The following is a 16617-nucleotide window of genomic DNA, read 5'->3' as shown; positions in this document are numbered from 1 at the left end:
GTTTTGGGGGCCGCTTCCTGGGGGTTCGACGCGGATCGACTGTGCCCTTCCTGTGAGTCCGCTGATTCTCATCGGCCGTTCAGTGAAGGCACAGGAACGCCCTAGGCAGGGCCCGGAAAGTCACCGTCATGAACGAACAGAACGCGGGAGGCGTCCGGCAGCGGTCGGTCGAGATCGTGGTGCCGGTGTACAACGAGGCGCACGTCCTCGCCGGCAGTGTCGGCCGTCTCCACGCATACCTCGAAACGTCCTTCCCGTTCCCGTTCACGATCACCGTGGCGGACAACGCGAGCACCGACGCCACCTGGCAGGAGGCGCTCGCCCTCACCCAGCGGCTGCCGCACGTGCACGCCGTGCACCTCGACGCGAAGGGCCGGGGCCGCGCGCTGAAGCAGGTGTGGAGCCGGTCGGAGGCGGACGTGGTCGCGTACATGGACGTCGACCTGTCCACCGGTCTGGAGGGCTTCCTCCCACTGGTCGCCCCGCTCCTCTCCGGCCACAGCGACGTGGCCATCGGCAGCCGGCTGCACCGGCAGTCGGCCGTACAGCGCGGCGCCAAGCGGGAGTTCATCTCCCGCTCCTACAACCTCCTCCTCAAGGCAGGCCTCGCCGCCCGCTTCTCGGACGCGCAGTGCGGCTTCAAGGCCGTGCGCACCGAGGTGTTCCGGGCGCTCGCCCCGCACATCGAGGACACCGCCTGGTTCTTCGACACCGAACTGCTCGTCCTCGCCCAGCGCAACAAGCTCCGTATCCACGAGGTCCCGGTCGACTGGATCGACGACCCCGACAGCCGTGTCGACATCGTCCGCACCGCCCTCGACGACCTCAAGGGCATGCGCCGGATGTTCAAGAAGTCCGTCACCGGCCGCGCCCGCATCGCCGCCGTACCCCGCCGTACCCGCACCACCACCCCTGTCCTGCCCGTCGGGGCGCCCGCCTCTTCCGCGGAACACCTGGAGTACGCGTCATGACGACCCTCGCCCCGCCCCCCGGTCAGGAGAGCGCCCGCCGCTCGCACCGCGCGGGCCCGCCGGCCGACGGCGGCCTCAACTCCCGTGCCAGAAGGCTCTTCACGGGCCCGGAGGACGACCCGCGCTGGGCCCGCCCGGCCCTGTGGGGCATCCTGCTGCTGGCCACGGCTCTCTACGCCTGGAACCTCACCTCGATCACCGGCAACACCTTCTACGACGCGGCCGTCTACAGCGGCACCAAGAGCTGGAAGGCGTTCTTCTTCGGCGCGCTCGACTCCGGCAGCTTCATCACGGTCGACAAGCCACCGTTCGCCCTCTGGGTGATGGGCCTGTCCGCCCGCGTATTCGGTTACGGCACCTGGCAGTTGATGCTGCCGATGGTCGCGGCGGGCACGGGTTCGGTAGCCCTGCTGTACCGGCAGGTGAAGCGGGACTTCGGAGCGGTGGCGGGCACGATCTCCGCACTGGTCCTCACCCTCACCCCGATCACGGTCGCCATCACGCGTGACACCAACCCGGACCCGATCCTCGTCCTGCTGATGATGCTCGGCGCCGCGGCCCTCATGAAGGCCGTCCGCAACGGCAGGTTGATGCCGCTGGTGTGGTCGGCGGTCGCGATCGGCTTCGCGTTCAACACCAAGATGATGCAGGCGTACGTGGTCCTGCCCGCGTTCTTCCTCGTCTACCTCTGGGCCACCAACGTCTCCCTCGGCAAGCGCATCCGCAACCTCGCCGTCGCCACCGTCGCGCTGGTCGTCTCCAGCGCCTGGTGGATGGTGATCGTCGACCTGATCCCCGCGTCCTCCCGCCCCTACATCGGCGGCTCCACCGACAACACGGTGTGGGACCTCGTCATCGGCTACAACGGCTTCGGCCGGATCTTCGGCGCCAGCTCGTCGGTCGGTTCGCAGGGCAACGGGGCCTCGTTCGGCGGCAGTTCGGGCCTGTACCGGATGTTCAACGAGATCATGGGCGGCCAGATCTCCTGGCTGATCCCCTTCGCCGCGATCGCGCTCATCGCCGGTCTGGTGCTGCGGGGCCGTGCTCCCCGCACCGACGCCAAGCGCGCGGCGCTGATGCTCTGGGGCGGCTGGTTCGTCCTCCACTTCCTGACCTTCTCGCTCGCCGAGGGCACGTTCCACCCGTACTACGTCACCGCCATGGCACCCGGTATCGCGGCCCTGGCCGGTGCGGGCGGGGTCCTGCTCTACCGCGCCTTCCGTGAGGGTTCGGCGGCCAAGTGGGCCTGGGTGCTGCCGGCGGCGATCGCGGCCAGCTCCGTCTGGGCGGTCGTCCTGCTCCAGCGGGTCTCCGGCTCCGGCACGCTGTACACGGTCGCGGAGATCGTCGTCGCCGTGGCAGGCGTGGCCTCCGTACTCGGCCTGCTGGTGGGCCGGTTCACCAAGCGCCACCGCCTGATGGGCTTCGCGGCGCTGGCCGCCGTCGTCGCCCTGCTCGCCGGTCCCGCGGCGTACTCGGTCTCGGCGGCGACCTCCTCGACCAACGGCACCAACCCGACGGCCGGTCCGAGCACCGGTGGCGGTATGGGCGGCGGTGGTGGCGGTGGCGGTATGGGCGGCGCGCCGAGCGGCACCAAGTCCGGTACGAAGCCCAGCGGTTCGGCCCCCTCGGGTACGAAGCCCAGTGGTTCGGCCCCGTCCGGCACCATGCCCTCGGGCAGCGGCTCGGCGTCTTCGTCCTCCACCGAGTCCGGTTCGGAGTCCGGTACTTCGGAGTCCGGTGAGCAGTCCACCGGTGGCGGCGGTATGGGCGGCGGCACCCAGGTCTCGTCCGAGATGATCACGTACCTCAAGAAGCACCAGGACGGCGCGACTTGGCTGCTGGCGGTCTCCACCGACCAGACGGCGTCCTCGATCATCCTGGAGTCCGGCCAGCCGGTGATCTCCATGGGCGGCTGGTCCGGCAGCGACAACGCGATGACGCTGGCCAAGCTCAAGTCCCTGGTGAAGTCCGGCAAGTTGCACTACATCATCGTCAGCAGCGACGGCGGCCAGGGCACGAACTCCGAGATCGCCACCTGGGTCAAGGCCCACGGCACGGCGGTCAAGTCCTCGGCGTACAGCAGCAGTTCCTCTACGACCTCGACCTCATCGTCGTCGACGAGCAGCGGCCTGTACCGCCTGGACGCCTCCGACGTCAGCTGATCCACTCCCCGAACCACATTTCCCGACAGGAAGGGCCGCCGGTAACCCGGCGGCCCTTCCGCTTGTCGTGGGTGAGGGACAGCCGCTAAGCCGCCACCGTCGCGACCGGGAATCCCGGCGTACGCCGCACGCAGCGCTCCGCGTCGACCGCGAACACCTCGCAGCCGGGCCGGGCGGCGGCCCAGTCGACGCCCTCCGGGCCCATCGCGAAGGCCGCGGTGGCCGTGGCGTCCGCCTCGGTGAGGGAGGCGGCCACGACGGAGATGCTGAGGAGACCGGTCGCGGGAGTGCCGGTGCGGCCGTCGACGATGTGGTCACCGCGCTCGTAACGCGCGGAGGTCGCCACCGCCCCGTCGGTCAACTCCAGGACCGTGCACAGCTGATCGGCGTGTTCGGGGTGCCGTACGCCCACCCGCCACGGACCGCCGGCCACGACCACGTCGCCACCGGCGTTGAGGATGAAGCGCCGGGCACCGGCGGCGGTGAGGAGGTCCGCCGCCCGCTGCACCGACCAGCCCTTGACGACCGCGCAGGGGTCGAGGGGCCGGCCGGGCAGCCGGACGTCGAAGGCGCCGCCGGTCGCGAGCCGGTACTGCTCACAGAGGTCGAGCACCTCGGTCAAGTCGGCGCTGAGGTGCCGGAGTTGCAGCTCGCCGCGGTCGTAGCGGCAGACCTCGCTGTCCGGGCGGAACGGGCTGAAGCGGGCGTCGACCTCGCGCAGCCAGGCGAACAACGCGTCCGCCACCTCGTCCAGGCGGGAACCGCTGCCCTCGTCGTCGACGCGCAACGACACCGGGAAGCCCATCACATGCTCAACTCGCCGCATTTCACGCGCCCTTGGCGTCGATCGCGGCCTGGAGCGACTGGACGTAGGCGTCGCTGGTGATCGTGGCGCCGGACACCGTGTCGATCTTCGAGCTCTGCGCCTTGAGGGTCTCCTCGATCAGCACCGGGACCGCCGCCGTGGTCTGCGGATGGTCCGGCTGCTGGAGCATGCTGACGGCGCTGATCTTGTCGCCCTCGAAGGTCACCTGCACCTGCACGGTGCCCTTGGAGGTGTTGATCGCGGTGCCCTGGACGACCTTCTTCGCGGACGTGGACGGCGTGGACGCGGAGCCCGACGACGACGAGGAGGTGGCCGTAGGAGTCGGTGTCGAGACCGCCTCCGTGGTCGGCGTGCTCGCCGAACTCGTCGTCGTTCCGATGGACGGCTCGTAGCGCCACACGGGGATCAACCCCGCGACGGACAGCACCAGGACAGGTATGACTCGCTTCACGATATGTCTCTCATCCCGCCAGGCTGAAGCGTTCGAAGTGGATCTGCTGCTTGGGCACGCCCAGGTCGCCGAGGCTGCGCAGCACCGCGTTCATCATCGGCGGTGGTCCGCAGAGGAAGACGTCGCGGTCGGCGATGTCCGGTACGAGCCGGGCGAGTTCGCGCGGGGCGAGCTTGTCGGGGACGGGCGGGCCGGTGAGCAGGTGGAGCTGGGCGCCCTTGACCTGGGCGAGTTCGGCCAGCTCGTCGTAGAGGACGGCGTCGCGCTCGGCGGAGACGCGGTAGATGACGACCGCGTGGCCCTCCAGGTCCTCCAGCAGGGCGCGGATCGGGGTGACTCCGACGCCGCCCGCGATGAGCAGGGACTCGCTCTTCGTGCGGTGCAGGGTGGTGAAGGCGCCGTAGGGGCCCTCGGCGAAGACGCGGGTGCCGGGCTTGAGGTGGCGCAGGGCGGCCGTACCGGCACCGGCCGTCTTCGCGGTGAGGCGGAGGCGGGTGCCGTCGGGGGCGGCCGAGAGGGAGAAGGGGTTGGCCTGCCACCAGCGGTCCTTGGTGAGGAACCGCCAGAGGAAGAACTGGCCTGCCTGGGCGGGGAGTTGGTGGAGGTCGCGGCCGGTGATGTAGATCGAGACGACGTTGTCGGACTCGGGGACCACCGCCTCCACCCGGAGCTGGTGGCGGAGGTTGCGCCACAGGGGGAGGATCACGCGGCCCAGGGCGACCGAGCCGAGCGCGACGCCCCAGACCGCGTACCAGTACGTCGTGGCGGCGGACGACGCGGTGAACGTCGTACCGACCGCGACCTGGTGGGTGAAGGCGAGGACCACCGCGACGTAGGTGTAGAGGTGGATGAAGTGCCAGGTCTCATAAGCGAGTCGGCGTCGCGCGTAGCGGGCGGAGGTCGCGCCGATGACGAGGATCAGGGCGAAGGCGACGAGCGCGCGCAGGATGCCCTCGGTGGTCTCGGCGAGGTCGACGACCTCGCCGACAGGGCCGGTGTCGGTGCCCTGGGCGTAGCCGAAGGCGATGAACACGAGGTGCCCGAGCAGCGTCCAGAGCAGCGCGAAGCCGGTCCAGCGGTGCCAGTTGGTGAGCCGGTCCATGCCGATCCGGCGGTCGAGCCAGGGCAGGCGGGCCACCAGCAGCAGCTGGAAGGCCATGACCAGCGCGCCGTAGAGGCCGAGGAGGCGGCCGATGACGATCAGCGAGTTGGAGGCGAATCCGGCCTGGGCGAAGAAGACGGTCACCACGGCGACGTTCGCGGCCAGCACGGCGTACAGGCCCGTGCGGGCCACCACCCTGGGGCGTATCGCCGTGGGGGGCGCAGGGGGTGATTGGACGGTCGTCACGGACGGCAGCTCCTTGATCGGGTCCTGGGAGACGAGCTTGACCTCGGGGGGCTGTCGTTTTCCTGTCGGCCGCCTTTCAAGTGGTTATCGATACGGGTGTGGCGGTGCCGCGGGTCTGGCGCCGGGAGGCGTGTGGCGCAGTATGAGCGGGTGGACAAAGTACGACTCCTCGTCGTGGACGACGACCCGCCGATCGCCGACCTTGTCGCGACGGTCGCCCGGTACGAGGGCTGGGAGGCCGCGTGCGCGTACTCCGGTGAGGAGGCGCTGACCGTGGCCGCCGAGTTCAAGCCGGACATCGTGGTGCTCGACCTGATGCTGCCCGGCCTGGACGGTTTCGGTGTGCTGGACCGGCTGCGGCGGTCCGGGACGATGGTGCCGGTGGTGTTCCTCACCGCGCGCGACGCGGTGGCCGACCGGGTCGCGGGGCTGACCCGGGGCGGTGACGACTACCTGGTCAAGCCGTTCGCGGTGGAGGAGCTGATGGCCCGGCTGCGGACCGTGCTGCGGCGCAGCGCCGGGCCCGGTTTCCAGCGGTCGGTCCTCCAGGTCGCGGATCTGACGATGGACGAGGACACCCGCGAGGTGCGCCGCGGCGACCACCTCCTCACGCTCACCCCGACCGAGTACGAGGTCCTGCGCTACCTCATGCGCAAGTCGCCCACCGTCCTCACCAAGGCGCAGATCCTCGACCACGTGTGGGAGTACGGCTTCGGCGGCCGCTCGAACGTGGTGGAGTTGGTGGTCAGCCGCCTGCGCCGCAAGCTCGACGAGGGCCGTGACCCGCTGATCCACACCGTGCGCGGCTTCGGCTACGTCATCCGGCAGGCCGCCGAATGATCCGACGGCTGCGCCACAACTGGCGCCGGGTCCGCCTGGGCACCCGCCTCGCCCTGGGCGTCGGCGTGCTGTCCCTGATCGTGTTCGCGGTCGTCGGCACGGCCCTGACGATGTACATGCGGGACTACCTCCAACGCCAGGTCAGCGACCAGATGAAGCTCGTCCAGACCGTCCAGTCCAAGGACGCCCAGGCCCACGGCATCGTCGAGCGCAAGCCGTACTACGGCTGGTACACGGCGGTCTACGACGTCAAGGGCACGACCCCGAAACTGCGCGAGCCATCCGACGTACCGGACGACACGAGCGCGCTCATCGCCCTCGCGAAGACGATGGCGCACTCCACCGCGGAGATCTCGCGCACGGTGACGATCGACGGCGAGGGCACCTACCGGCTGCGGGCCTGCGAGGTCGAACCCGGCGTGGTTCTGGTGAGCGCGGCCCCGCTGGCGGACGTGCAGGGCACCGTACGGCAACTTGTCACGGTCCAAGTGGTGGCGTTCGCGCTGGCGCTGCTGGTGCTGGTGGTCATAGGGCGGAACCTGCTGCGGCGCGGGTTGCGGCCGCTGAGCGACATGGCGACCACGGCCCACGGCATCGCCTCGCACGACCTCACCGAGTCGGCCGCCCGGCTGCCGCTGCGCGCCGAGCGGGGCGACGGCGGGCCCGAGGTGGAGGAGCTGCGCACCGCGTTCAACACGATGCTGGAGCACATCGACGACTCCCTCGCGGTGCGCGCGGAGGCCGAGCAGCGGCTGCGCCGGTTCGTCGCGGACGCCTCGCACGAGCTGCGGACCCCGCTGATGTCGGTGCGCGGCTACGCGGACCTGTTCCAGTACGCGGCCGCGAACGTCCCCGAGGAGCGCGACAAACACCTGGCCCGGCTGCGCGCCGAGGCGGCCCGCATGGGCGTCCTCCTCGACGACCTCCTCCTGCTGGCCCGCCTCGACGCGGCGGACGTGGAGACGCCGCTACGGCCGGAGGACGCGGACCTGGTGGACCTGGTGGGGCAGGCGGCGGACGCCTTCCGCGCCGGGCACCGGGACCACCCGCTGACGGTGTCGGTGCCCGAGTCCCCGGTGCGACTGCGCGTCGACCCGGTCCGCATCCGGCAGGTCCTGGACAACCTCCTGACCAACGCGGCCGTGCACACCCCGGCCGGCACGGAGGTCTCGGTGTCCCTGTCGGTCACGGCCGGCCTGGCATCCGTGCGGATCGCCGACGCGGGCCCCGGCATCCCGGAGGACGACCGGGCCCGCGTCTTCGACCGCTTCTACCGGGTCGACAAGGCCCGCACCCGGGACCGGGGCGGCAGCGGGCTGGGCCTCGCGGTGGCCCGGTCGCTGGCGAAGGCGCACGGGGGCACGGTGGAGCTGACGTCGGAGCCGGGGGCGACGGTGTTCACGGTGACGATCCCGCTGGGGGCGGCTCCGTCCCGGTGAAGGTCCTGTCGGGGGCGACGGTGTTCACGGTGATGAGCCCGTTGCGGCTGACTCCGACCCGCTGACGAACCCGATGCGGCCGACACCGACCCACTGACGAACCCGTCCGGGCCACTTCGCCCCCGGTGACGATCACGTCGCGGACGGCCTCGCCCCGGTGAAGGTCCTGCAGGGGGCGGCGGCCTCGCCACGGTGATGAGCCCGTTGCGGCTGACTCCGACCCGCTGACGAACGCGATGCGGCCGACACCGACCCACTGACGAACCCGTCCGGGCCACTTCGCCCCCGGTGACGATCACGTCGCGGACGGCCTCGCCCCGGTGAAGGTCCTGCAGGGGGCGGCGGCCTCGCCACGGTGATGAGCCCGTTGCGGCTGGCTTCGACCCGCTGACGAACGCGATGCGGCCGACACCGACCCACTGACGAACCCGTCCGGGCCGCTTCGCCCCCGGTGACAATCGCATCGCGGACGGCCTCGCCCCGGTGAGCATCCCGCCGGGGGCGGCGGCCTCGCCCCGGTGAGGATCCCGCCGGGGCGACGGCTTCGTCCCGGTGAACGCGGGTAGCGCGCGCCCCCGCTCGCTCTAGCTCAGCGACGGCCTTGTGCCTACCATGGGTGACGTGTCGTCACCTGAGGCTCAGGACCATCAACTGGCTCTGTTTTATCGGCAGTTGTCGTGCTTCGAGGCCGAGAGGTCGCCGTCACATACCGCGCCACACGTTGTCGTAGGCCGCGTCCTCGACACTCTTCCGCTGCCGTACGGCCTCCAGTTCCGTCACCGCGTCATGCACTACGGCGATGACCGTGTCCAACGACTCGTCGGTGACCTTCGCGGAGTCCTCGTCCGAGACCTCGCGGATCCCGGCGGCCGCGGCGAGCTGGGCGAGGACGGGTTCACCCTGGGCCCAGCGGTCCGCCGCGCGGCTGCGGGCCGGGGAGTCGACCAGGGCCGTACGGCCGGTGCGGACCGGGATCCAGCGCCCGCGCTGCCGCTCGACCAGCCCCTCCGCCTCCAGCGCGGCGAGATAGGCGGAGGACAGGCTCCGCCCGCGCCGCCACAGCCAGTCCTCGACCGACTCGTACGGCGTCTCCCGCACGAGCGCGGCCGAGGCCTCGTCCAACAGGCCGTCCTCCAAGGGAAGTTGGGGGTTCGGCACGATCAGGTCGCCGTCCAGCACGACGGCTTCGGCGGCGAGGAGGTCGACCACCTCCGCTCCGGCGAGCGCGAGCGAAAGATCACCCGTCTCGACGGGGCGGTCGGGTGCGACATCCATGGCGACGATCATCAGGTCCCGCGGTGTGCTCATAGGTGCCAACCTAGCGCGGCTTATGCGAGGAGGCATCGACACCCAACGTTTACATAATTCCTTCCCGCCGTCAGTGGTGTTTCGGGACTGTGAGCCTCGGATGAATAGCGGGGGCTTTTGGACCGCTTGCGCCACTGCGGTCCGAGTGGTGTGCCCTCTGAAGGAAATTGGCAGGGTTTTCGGTTGTTTGGGGGCCGGTTCCGGCTGGCTGGATCACCTCCGTCAACCAGTTGCTTACCTTGGCGTTGTTGACCGACGAGTAACCGGGGGGCTAGCTTTCCATCAGCCCTCTTGCGCCTCTGCGATTACATTCGGCGCACCCCCGCCGAAACCCCCCACCGTGCAGTTTCACCGTTTATTCGGAGAATCATGACGTCTGTCGCGCGCGCCGAAGACATGATCATTGGAATCACCCCGTTCCATGAGCCGGATGCCCGACTCGCGGCGGCCGTCAGCCGTGCCGGCGGGTTGGGAGTACTGGACCTGGGAAATGGCGACCGAAGATCCAGAGAGGCCCTGACGCGAATCCGCCGCTGGTCCCCGGGCCCTTTCGGGGTACGGGTCGGACCGCACTGCCGGATCGGCCCCGGTGACCTCACGACGGGCACCGGCGCCGCCCCGCACACCGTCGTCCTGGCCGTGGACGCTCCCTGGCGGGTCGACCAGGTCGTCGCGTCGCACCGGGTGCTGGCCGAGGTCACCGACCCGGACCAGGCGCTGGCCGCGGTCCGCGCCGGTGCGCACGGGCTGATCGCCCGGGGTGCCGAAAGCGGCGGCCGGGTGGGCGAGTTGAGCACGTTCGTGTTACTCCAGCGCCTGCTCGCCGACCCCGCCGTGGACGTCCCGGTCTGGGCCTGCGGCGGCATCGGCCCCCGCACGGCCGCCGCGGCCGTGGCCGGTGGCGCGGCCGGTGTGGTCCTCGACAGCCAACTCGCCCTGCTCGCCGAGTCGGTCCTCCCGGAGACGGCCGCCGCCGCACTCCGCTCGATGGACGGCTCCGAGACCACGCTGATGGCCGGACACCGCGTGCTCCTACGACGCGGTCCGGACGCCCCGCGGGTACCCGCCGACCGGGTGTCCGAACTGCTCGGCGCCCGCGACCCGCGCACCCAGCTCCTCCCGGTCGGCCAGGACGGTTTCCTCGCCGCCCGCTTCGCGGAACGCTGGGGCGACGCGGGCCGCACGGTCCGCGAACTGACCGCCGCCGTACGGGAGTCCGTACGGGACGAGGCACCGGCCGCCGCACTGCGCGCCGGTTCCCCGATGAGCCGGACCCTCGGCACCCGGCTCCCCGTCGCGCAGGGCCCGATGACCCGCGTCAGCGACCAGGCGGAGTTCGCCGCGGCCGTCGCCGAGGGCGGTGCCCTGCCGTTCGTCGCGCTGGCCCTGTCGAGCGGCGAACAGTCGCGCACGGTGCTGGCAGAGACCCGCGCCGCCGTCGGCGACCGCCCCTGGGGCGTCGGGGTGCTCGGCTTCGCACCCGAGGAGATGCGCGACGCTCAGCTCGAAGCCGTACGGGAGTTGGAGCCCACGCACGCGATCATCGCGGGCGGCCGCCCCTCCCAGGCCGAGGCGCTGGAGCGGGCCGGGATCTCCACCTTCCTGCACGTGCCCTCGCCGGGGCTGCTGCGGCAGTTCCTGGACGCGGGGATGCGCAAGTTCGTGTTCGAGGGCTCCGAGTGCGGCGGCCATGTCGGCCCGCGCGGCAGCTTCCCGCTCTGGGAGGCCCAACTCGCCGTCCTGGACGACTTCTTGGAGAAGGCCGACCCCGGTACGGCCGAGCACATCGAGGTGTTCTTCGCGGGCGGCGTCCACGACGAGCGCTCGGCGGCGATGGTGGCCGCGCTCGCCGCACCGCTCACCGCACGCGGCGCCGCTGTCGGCGTCCTGATGGGCACCGCCTATCTGTTCACGGAGGAGGCGGTGACGCGCGGCGCGGTCCAGCCCCTGTTCCAGGAACAGGTCGTCCGGGCGACTCGCACAGCGCTGCTGGAGACCGCGCCGGGCCACGCCACCCGCTGCGTACCGAGCCCGTTCAGCGACAACTACCTGCTTTTCGAGGCCGAGTTGCGCGAGCAGGGCGTCCCGGACCGGCAGATCTGGGAGAAATTGGAACGGCTCAACGTCGGCCGGCTCCGCATCGCCAGCAAGGGCGTGGAGCGGGACGCGGACGGCGCGCTGACCGCCGTGGACGAGCAACGCCAGCTCGCCGAGGGGATGTTCATGGCCGGCGAGGTCGCCGTGCTGCGTTCGGCGACCACCACGATCGACGCCCTGCACCGCTCGGTGACCGAGGAGGCCGCCGACTTCCTGGCCGACAGCGCGCGAACCGCCCGCGCCCTCCTGGGAGTTGGGGAAACGGCCGAGCCGGAGGCCCCGGCCCCCCTGGACATCGCTGTCATCGGCATGGCGTGCATGTTCCCGCAGGCACCGGACCTCCCCACGTTCTGGGCGAACATCCTCGGCGGCCGCGACTCCGTCGACGAGGTCCCGCCCGACCGCTGGGACCCCGCCGTCCACTACTCCGCCGACAAGGACGGCGCCACCCCCTCGAAGTGGGGCGGCTTCCTCCCGCGCATCCCCTTCGACCCGCTGCGCTACGGCATCCCGCCGACCTCCCTCGGCAGCATCGAACCGGTCCAGCTGCTGGCCCTCGAAGCGGCCCGGCGCTCGCTGGAGGACGCCGGATACGGCGACCGGGGGCGGGAGTTCGACCGCGCGCGCACTTCCGTGGTGTTCGGCGCGGAGGCGGGCAGCGACCTCTCCAACGCGACGACGCTGCGCGCCGTACTGCCCTCCTACTACGGCAGGATCCCGCAGGGCATCGAGGAGCAACTCCCCACGCTCACCGAGGACTCCTTCCCCGGCATGCTCTCCAACGTCATCTCGGGCCGCATCGCCAACCGGCTCGACCTCGGCGGCGCCAACTTCACGGTCGACGCGGCCTGCGCATCCTCGCTGGCCGCCGTCGACGTCGCCTGCAAGGAACTCGTGGGCGGCACCAGCGATGTCGTGCTGTGCGGGGGCGCCGACCTCCACAACGGCATCAACGACTACGTCCTCTTCTCCTCCGTGCACGCCCTCTCCCCCACCGGCCGCTCCCGCGCCTTCGACAGCTCGGCCGACGGCATCGCACTCGGCGAGGGCGTCGCCTGCGTGGTCCTCAAGCGGCTCGCGGACGCGGAGCGGGACGGCGACCGGATCTACGGCGTGATCAAGGGAGTCGGCAGCTCCAGCGACGGCCGCTCGCTCGGCCTGACGGCACCCCGACCCGAGGGACAGCGGGCCGCGCTGGAGCGGGCGTACCGCAACGCGGGCGTCTCCCCGTCCGAGGTCGGCCTGGTCGAGGCGCACGGCACCGGGACGGTCGTCGGCGACCGCACCGAACTCTCCATCCTCAGCGAGGTGTTCAGCGAGTCCGGTGCGGAGACGGGCAGTTGCGCGCTCGGCTCGGTCAAGTCCCAGATCGGGCACACGAAGTGCGCCGCGGGCCTCGCCGGTCTCATCAAGACCGTGCTGTCCCTCTACACCGGCGTGAAGCCGCCGACCCTGCACATGAAGCAGCCCAACTCGGCCTGGAAAGAGGACAGCAGCCCGTTCGTCTTCCACGCCCGGCCCCGGCCGTGGGCGGCACCGGCCGAGGAACGCGTCGCGGGGCTCAGCGCGTTCGGCTTCGGCGGCACCAACTTCCATGCGGTGATCGGGGCTTACGGCGACGCGGTTCCGCCCGCGCAGGGTCTGGACGCGTGGCCCGCCGAGCTGTTCACGTTCCGAGGCGCTAGCCAGGCGGCGACACAGCGGGGCATCGAGGAGATCCTGAAGCTCGCGGAGACGGGTCACTGGAGGCTGCGGGACCTGGCGTTGAGTGCGTCGCGCCGCTCGGACGCCCGGCAGGAACCCGTGCGGGTGGCCGTCGTGGCCAAGGATGTCGAGGGGCTGGTCGGGCAACTGCGGCGGGCACTCGACGGCGAGCACGACCCCACCTCAGGAATCCATGTGGCGGACCCGGAAGGGGACACGGGCAAGGTCGCCTTCCTCTTCCCCGGTCAAGGCAGTCAGCGCCCCGGCATGCTCGCCGACGTGTTCATCGCGTTCCCCGAGCTGCAGCACTACCTGCACCTCGGCCGCGCCCATGCCGACGCGCTCTACCCGCCCACCGCCTTCGACGACACCGCCCGCGACCGCCAGCAGGCCGGTCTCACCGACACCCGGGTCGCGCAACCCGCCCTGGGCATCGCCGGGTTGGCCGCCCACGCCCTGCTCACCGAGGCGGGCGTGCGGCCCGACATGGCGGCCGGGCACAGTTACGGCGAGCTGGTCGCCCTCTGCGCCTCCGGTGCGATCACGCCGGAGGCCCTGCTGGAGCTGAGTGCCGAGCGTGCGGCGGCGATCCTCGAAGCCACGGGCGCGGACGACCCCGGAACCATGGCCGCGGTGGCGGCCGGTGCCGAGGACGTCGAGCAGGCCCTGAAGGCGGCGGACGCCCCCGGCTCCGTCGTCGTCGCCAACCGCAACTCGCCCCGCCAGACGGTGATTTCGGGTCCGACGGAGGCCGTCGCCACGGCCGTACGCCTCCTGCGCGACGCCGGTCTCGGCGCCAAGCGCATCCCCGTGGCCTGTGCCTTCCACAGCCCGCTGGTGGCGGGGGCGGGCGAACGGTTCGCGGAGGCTCTCGCCCAACGGCCCGTGCTCACCCCCGAGTTCCCGGTGTGGTCCAACCGCACGGCGGCCCCGTACGGCGAGGACGCCGACGCGGTCCGGGCCGAACTCGCCGCGCAGATAGGCTCGCCGGTCGGCTTCGTCGCGGAGATCGAGGCGATGTACGAGGCGGGAGCACGGATCTTCGTCGAGGCCGGACCCGGTTCCGTGCTCACCCGGCTGGTCGACCAGATCCTCGGCGACCGCCCGCACCGCACGGTCGCGTGCGAGCCCAACCAGAACAGCGGGCTGCGCGGCTGGCTCGACGCGCTGGCCCAACTGGCCGTCGCCGGGCTGCCGGTGCGCACCGGCCGGCTCTTCAACGGGCGCGACGCCGTCGACGCGGCCCGGACCCCCGTGCCCTCGCGACCCGGCTGGACGGTCGACGGACAGCTCGTCCGTACCGCCGCCGGAGCACTCCTGCCCGGTGCCCTCGCACCGGCCCGACGCGTTGTGGAGACGACTGTGACGACGAACCCTCAAGGCGGTGCCCCCGTCGAGGCGAACAGGGACGCGCTCATCTCCGAATTCCTGCGCACCAGCCGGGAGATGGTGGCCGCGCAACGGGATGTGCTGCTGACGTACTTCGGCGCGACGCAGGGACCGGTGCCGCAGGGAACGTGGGTTCCGGCACCGGCGCCCGCCGTGGTCGAGGCGCTGCCGCAGATACCCGCCCTGCCGGCCGCTGTCGAGACTCCGGCCGCTCAACAGCCCACAGCAGTACAGGAGTTGCTAGCACCCCCGGCCCCCGAGACCGTCACCGAAGCCGACGTGCTCCGTGTCGTCCTGGAGATCATCAGCGAACGAACCGGCTACCCCGTCGACATGATCGAGCCCGACCTCGACCTGGAGGCGGACCTCAGCATCGACTCCATCAAGCGCGCCGAGATCGCCGGCGAACTGGCCCAACGCCTCGGCATCGGCGGCGGGATGGACGTCGCCACGCTCGACGACGCCGAGCTGGAGGACCTGGCGAAGGCCCGTACGGCGGCCTCGGTCACGGGCTGGCTGTCGGCACGGCTCACGGAGCCCGCGGCGGCGGAAGCCGCCGAACCCGCGGCGCCGGACAGCGCCCCCGCCCCGCAGGACGAGGTCACCGGCACCGCGCCGAAGCGCCTCCAACTGCGCCCGGTACTGCTGGCACACCAAGACGGCGACAACCCGGCGGACCCGGCGTCCGTGCTGAGCGGCCGACGGTTCGTCCTCTACGGCGACGGTGACAGCGGCCCTTCGGAGGCGGTCGCGGCGAGGCTCTCCTCGTACGGCGCCGACACGGTGACCGTAGGCATCGAGCACCAACTCACCGACGCCGACGGCCAAGTGGACGCGGTCCTGTATCTCACGCCCCTCACCGCATCGGCCCCGGTGCTGCCCGACGCCTTCCCCGTGTTCCAGGCCGCCCTGCGCCGCAACGCGCGCCAACTCCTCGCGGTACAGGGCGCGGACGGCGTATCGGCGGGTCTGCACGGTCTGTTCCGTACGGTCGCCCGCGAGTACCCGGACACCGTCGCCCGGGTCGTCGAGCTGACGGACACCGCAGCGGACGCAGTCGCCGACGCGCTGATCGCCGAACTGCTCGCGCCCGACACCGAGCCGGTCGTTCTGCGAACCCCCGCTGGGCGCCACGGACTTGAGCTGACCGACACACCGCTCGGCGCGCTCGCGACGAACGGTGCCGGACCGGCCGGTGACGGAGTCGCCGAAGCCTCCGCGATCGGGCTCGACCGCGACTCGGTGGTGCTGCTGGTGGGCGGAGCGCGCGGCATCACCGCCAAGTTCGCCGTCGCACTCGCCGCCGCCTCCCGCTGCCGTATCGAACTCCTCGGCAGGACGGCCGCCCCGGCCGGCCCCGAGGACCCGGCGACGGCGGGCGCCCGCACCCCGGCCGAACTGCGCGCCGCCCTCGCCCGCAACAGCGGTGGACTCACCCCCGCCGAGATCAACCGCACCGCCGAACTCCTGCTCGCCCAACGGGAGATCACCGCGACACTCGACGAACTCGCCGCCCTCGGCAGCCAGGCCCGCTACCACTCCGTCGACTTCCGCGAGCCCGACGCCGCGCTCCAGGCGGTCAAGGAGATCCACGCCGAACACGGCCGCCTCGACGGTGTCGTCTACGCGGCCGGTGTCATCGAGGACCGGCTGATCGCCGAGAAGACCACCGAGTCCTTCCAGCGGGTCTACGGCACGAAGACGCACGGCGCCGAGACCCTGCTGTCGGCGCTGGAGGAACTACCCAACGGCCCTGCTTTCGCCGTCCTGTTCGGCTCCATATCGGCTGTCCTCGGCAACCGGGGACAGGTCGACTACGCCGCCGCCAACGACGCGCTCCAGAGCCTCGGCACCGCCTGGGCCGCCCGGACCGGGCACCGTGCGCTCACCGTGCACTGGGGCCCCTGGGCGCCCACCGGTGGTCACCACGGCATGGTCACACCGGAGTTGGGACGCGAGTACGCCCGGCGCGGGATCTCGCTGATCGACCCCGAGGAGGGCACCGCGGCCCTGCTGCGCGAGCTCGCCTGGGGTGACGAGTCGGCAGGGGCCGTCGTCTACACCGCTTCGGGCTGGTAG

9 protein-coding genes are annotated in these 16617 nt (G+C 71.5%); 5 read left to right on the top strand and 4 right to left on the bottom strand.

The window, feature by feature from the left end; translation table 11 throughout:
• The first annotated feature begins 128 nt into the window (after positions 1-128).
• Together R2B38_RS32920 and R2B38_RS32915 are read left to right on the top strand one after the other, a co-directional pair.
• Positions 129-971 (top strand): glycosyltransferase family 2 protein, encoded by an 843-nt coding sequence (locus R2B38_RS32920; protein WP_318019461.1) that lies wholly within the window; start codon positions 129-131, stop codon positions 969-971.
• Complete coding sequence (locus R2B38_RS32915; protein ID WP_318019460.1) at positions 968-3136, top strand: ArnT family glycosyltransferase; 2169 nt, start codon at positions 968-970, stop codon at positions 3134-3136. Before R2B38_RS32920 ends, R2B38_RS32915 begins: the two co-directional genes overlap by 4 nt.
• An 85-nt stretch (positions 3137-3221) precedes the next feature.
• Here R2B38_RS32915 and R2B38_RS32910 read toward each other — a convergent pair whose 3' ends face one another.
• From R2B38_RS32910 to R2B38_RS32900, 3 genes are read right to left on the bottom strand one after another with little or no spacing between them, the layout of a single operon-like run.
• A complete protein-coding gene (locus R2B38_RS32910; protein ID WP_318019459.1) occupies positions 3222-3962 on the bottom strand; it encodes an FAD:protein FMN transferase in 741 nt (246 codons plus the stop codon).
• A 1-nt stretch (position 3963) separates the two neighbouring features.
• Complete coding sequence (locus R2B38_RS32905) at positions 3964-4413, bottom strand: FMN-binding protein (RefSeq protein ID WP_318019458.1); 450 nt, start codon at positions 4411-4413, stop codon at positions 3964-3966.
• Between the two features lie 10 nt (positions 4414-4423).
• Positions 4424-5761 (bottom strand): ferredoxin reductase family protein, encoded by a 1338-nt coding sequence (locus tag R2B38_RS32900; protein ID WP_318019457.1) that lies wholly within the window; start codon positions 5759-5761, stop codon positions 4424-4426.
• Positions 5762-5911: 150 nt separating this feature from the next.
• Between R2B38_RS32900 and R2B38_RS32895 the strand changes: the two genes are divergently transcribed.
• Positions 5912-6601 carry a response regulator transcription factor gene (locus R2B38_RS32895; protein WP_318019456.1) on the top strand — a complete coding sequence of 230 codons (690 nt, stop codon included), beginning with the start codon at positions 5912-5914 and terminating at the stop codon, positions 6599-6601.
• Positions 6598-8040, top strand: a complete 1443-nt coding sequence (locus R2B38_RS32890; protein WP_318019455.1) for a HAMP domain-containing sensor histidine kinase — start codon at positions 6598-6600, stop codon at positions 8038-8040. Before R2B38_RS32895 ends, R2B38_RS32890 begins: the two co-directional genes overlap by 4 nt.
• A 702-nt stretch (positions 8041-8742) precedes the next feature.
• Here R2B38_RS32890 and R2B38_RS32885 read toward each other — a convergent pair.
• Entirely contained in the window at positions 8743-9348 is a 606-nt protein-coding gene (locus tag R2B38_RS32885; protein WP_318019454.1) for a GOLPH3/VPS74 family protein, read from the bottom strand.
• A gap of 369 nt (positions 9349-9717) precedes the next feature.
• Between R2B38_RS32885 and R2B38_RS32880 the strand changes: the two genes are divergently transcribed.
• On the top strand, positions 9718-16617 hold the full coding sequence (locus R2B38_RS32880; RefSeq protein WP_318019453.1) for an SDR family oxidoreductase: 6900 nt from the start codon (positions 9718-9720) through the stop codon (positions 16615-16617).

It is taken from the genome of Streptomyces sp. N50, from assembly GCF_033335955.1.
GTDB lineage: Bacteria > Actinomycetota > Actinomycetes > Streptomycetales > Streptomycetaceae > Streptomyces.
Note: the sequence above shows the minus strand (reverse complement) of the source record. Positions and strands in the feature narration are given on the sequence as shown.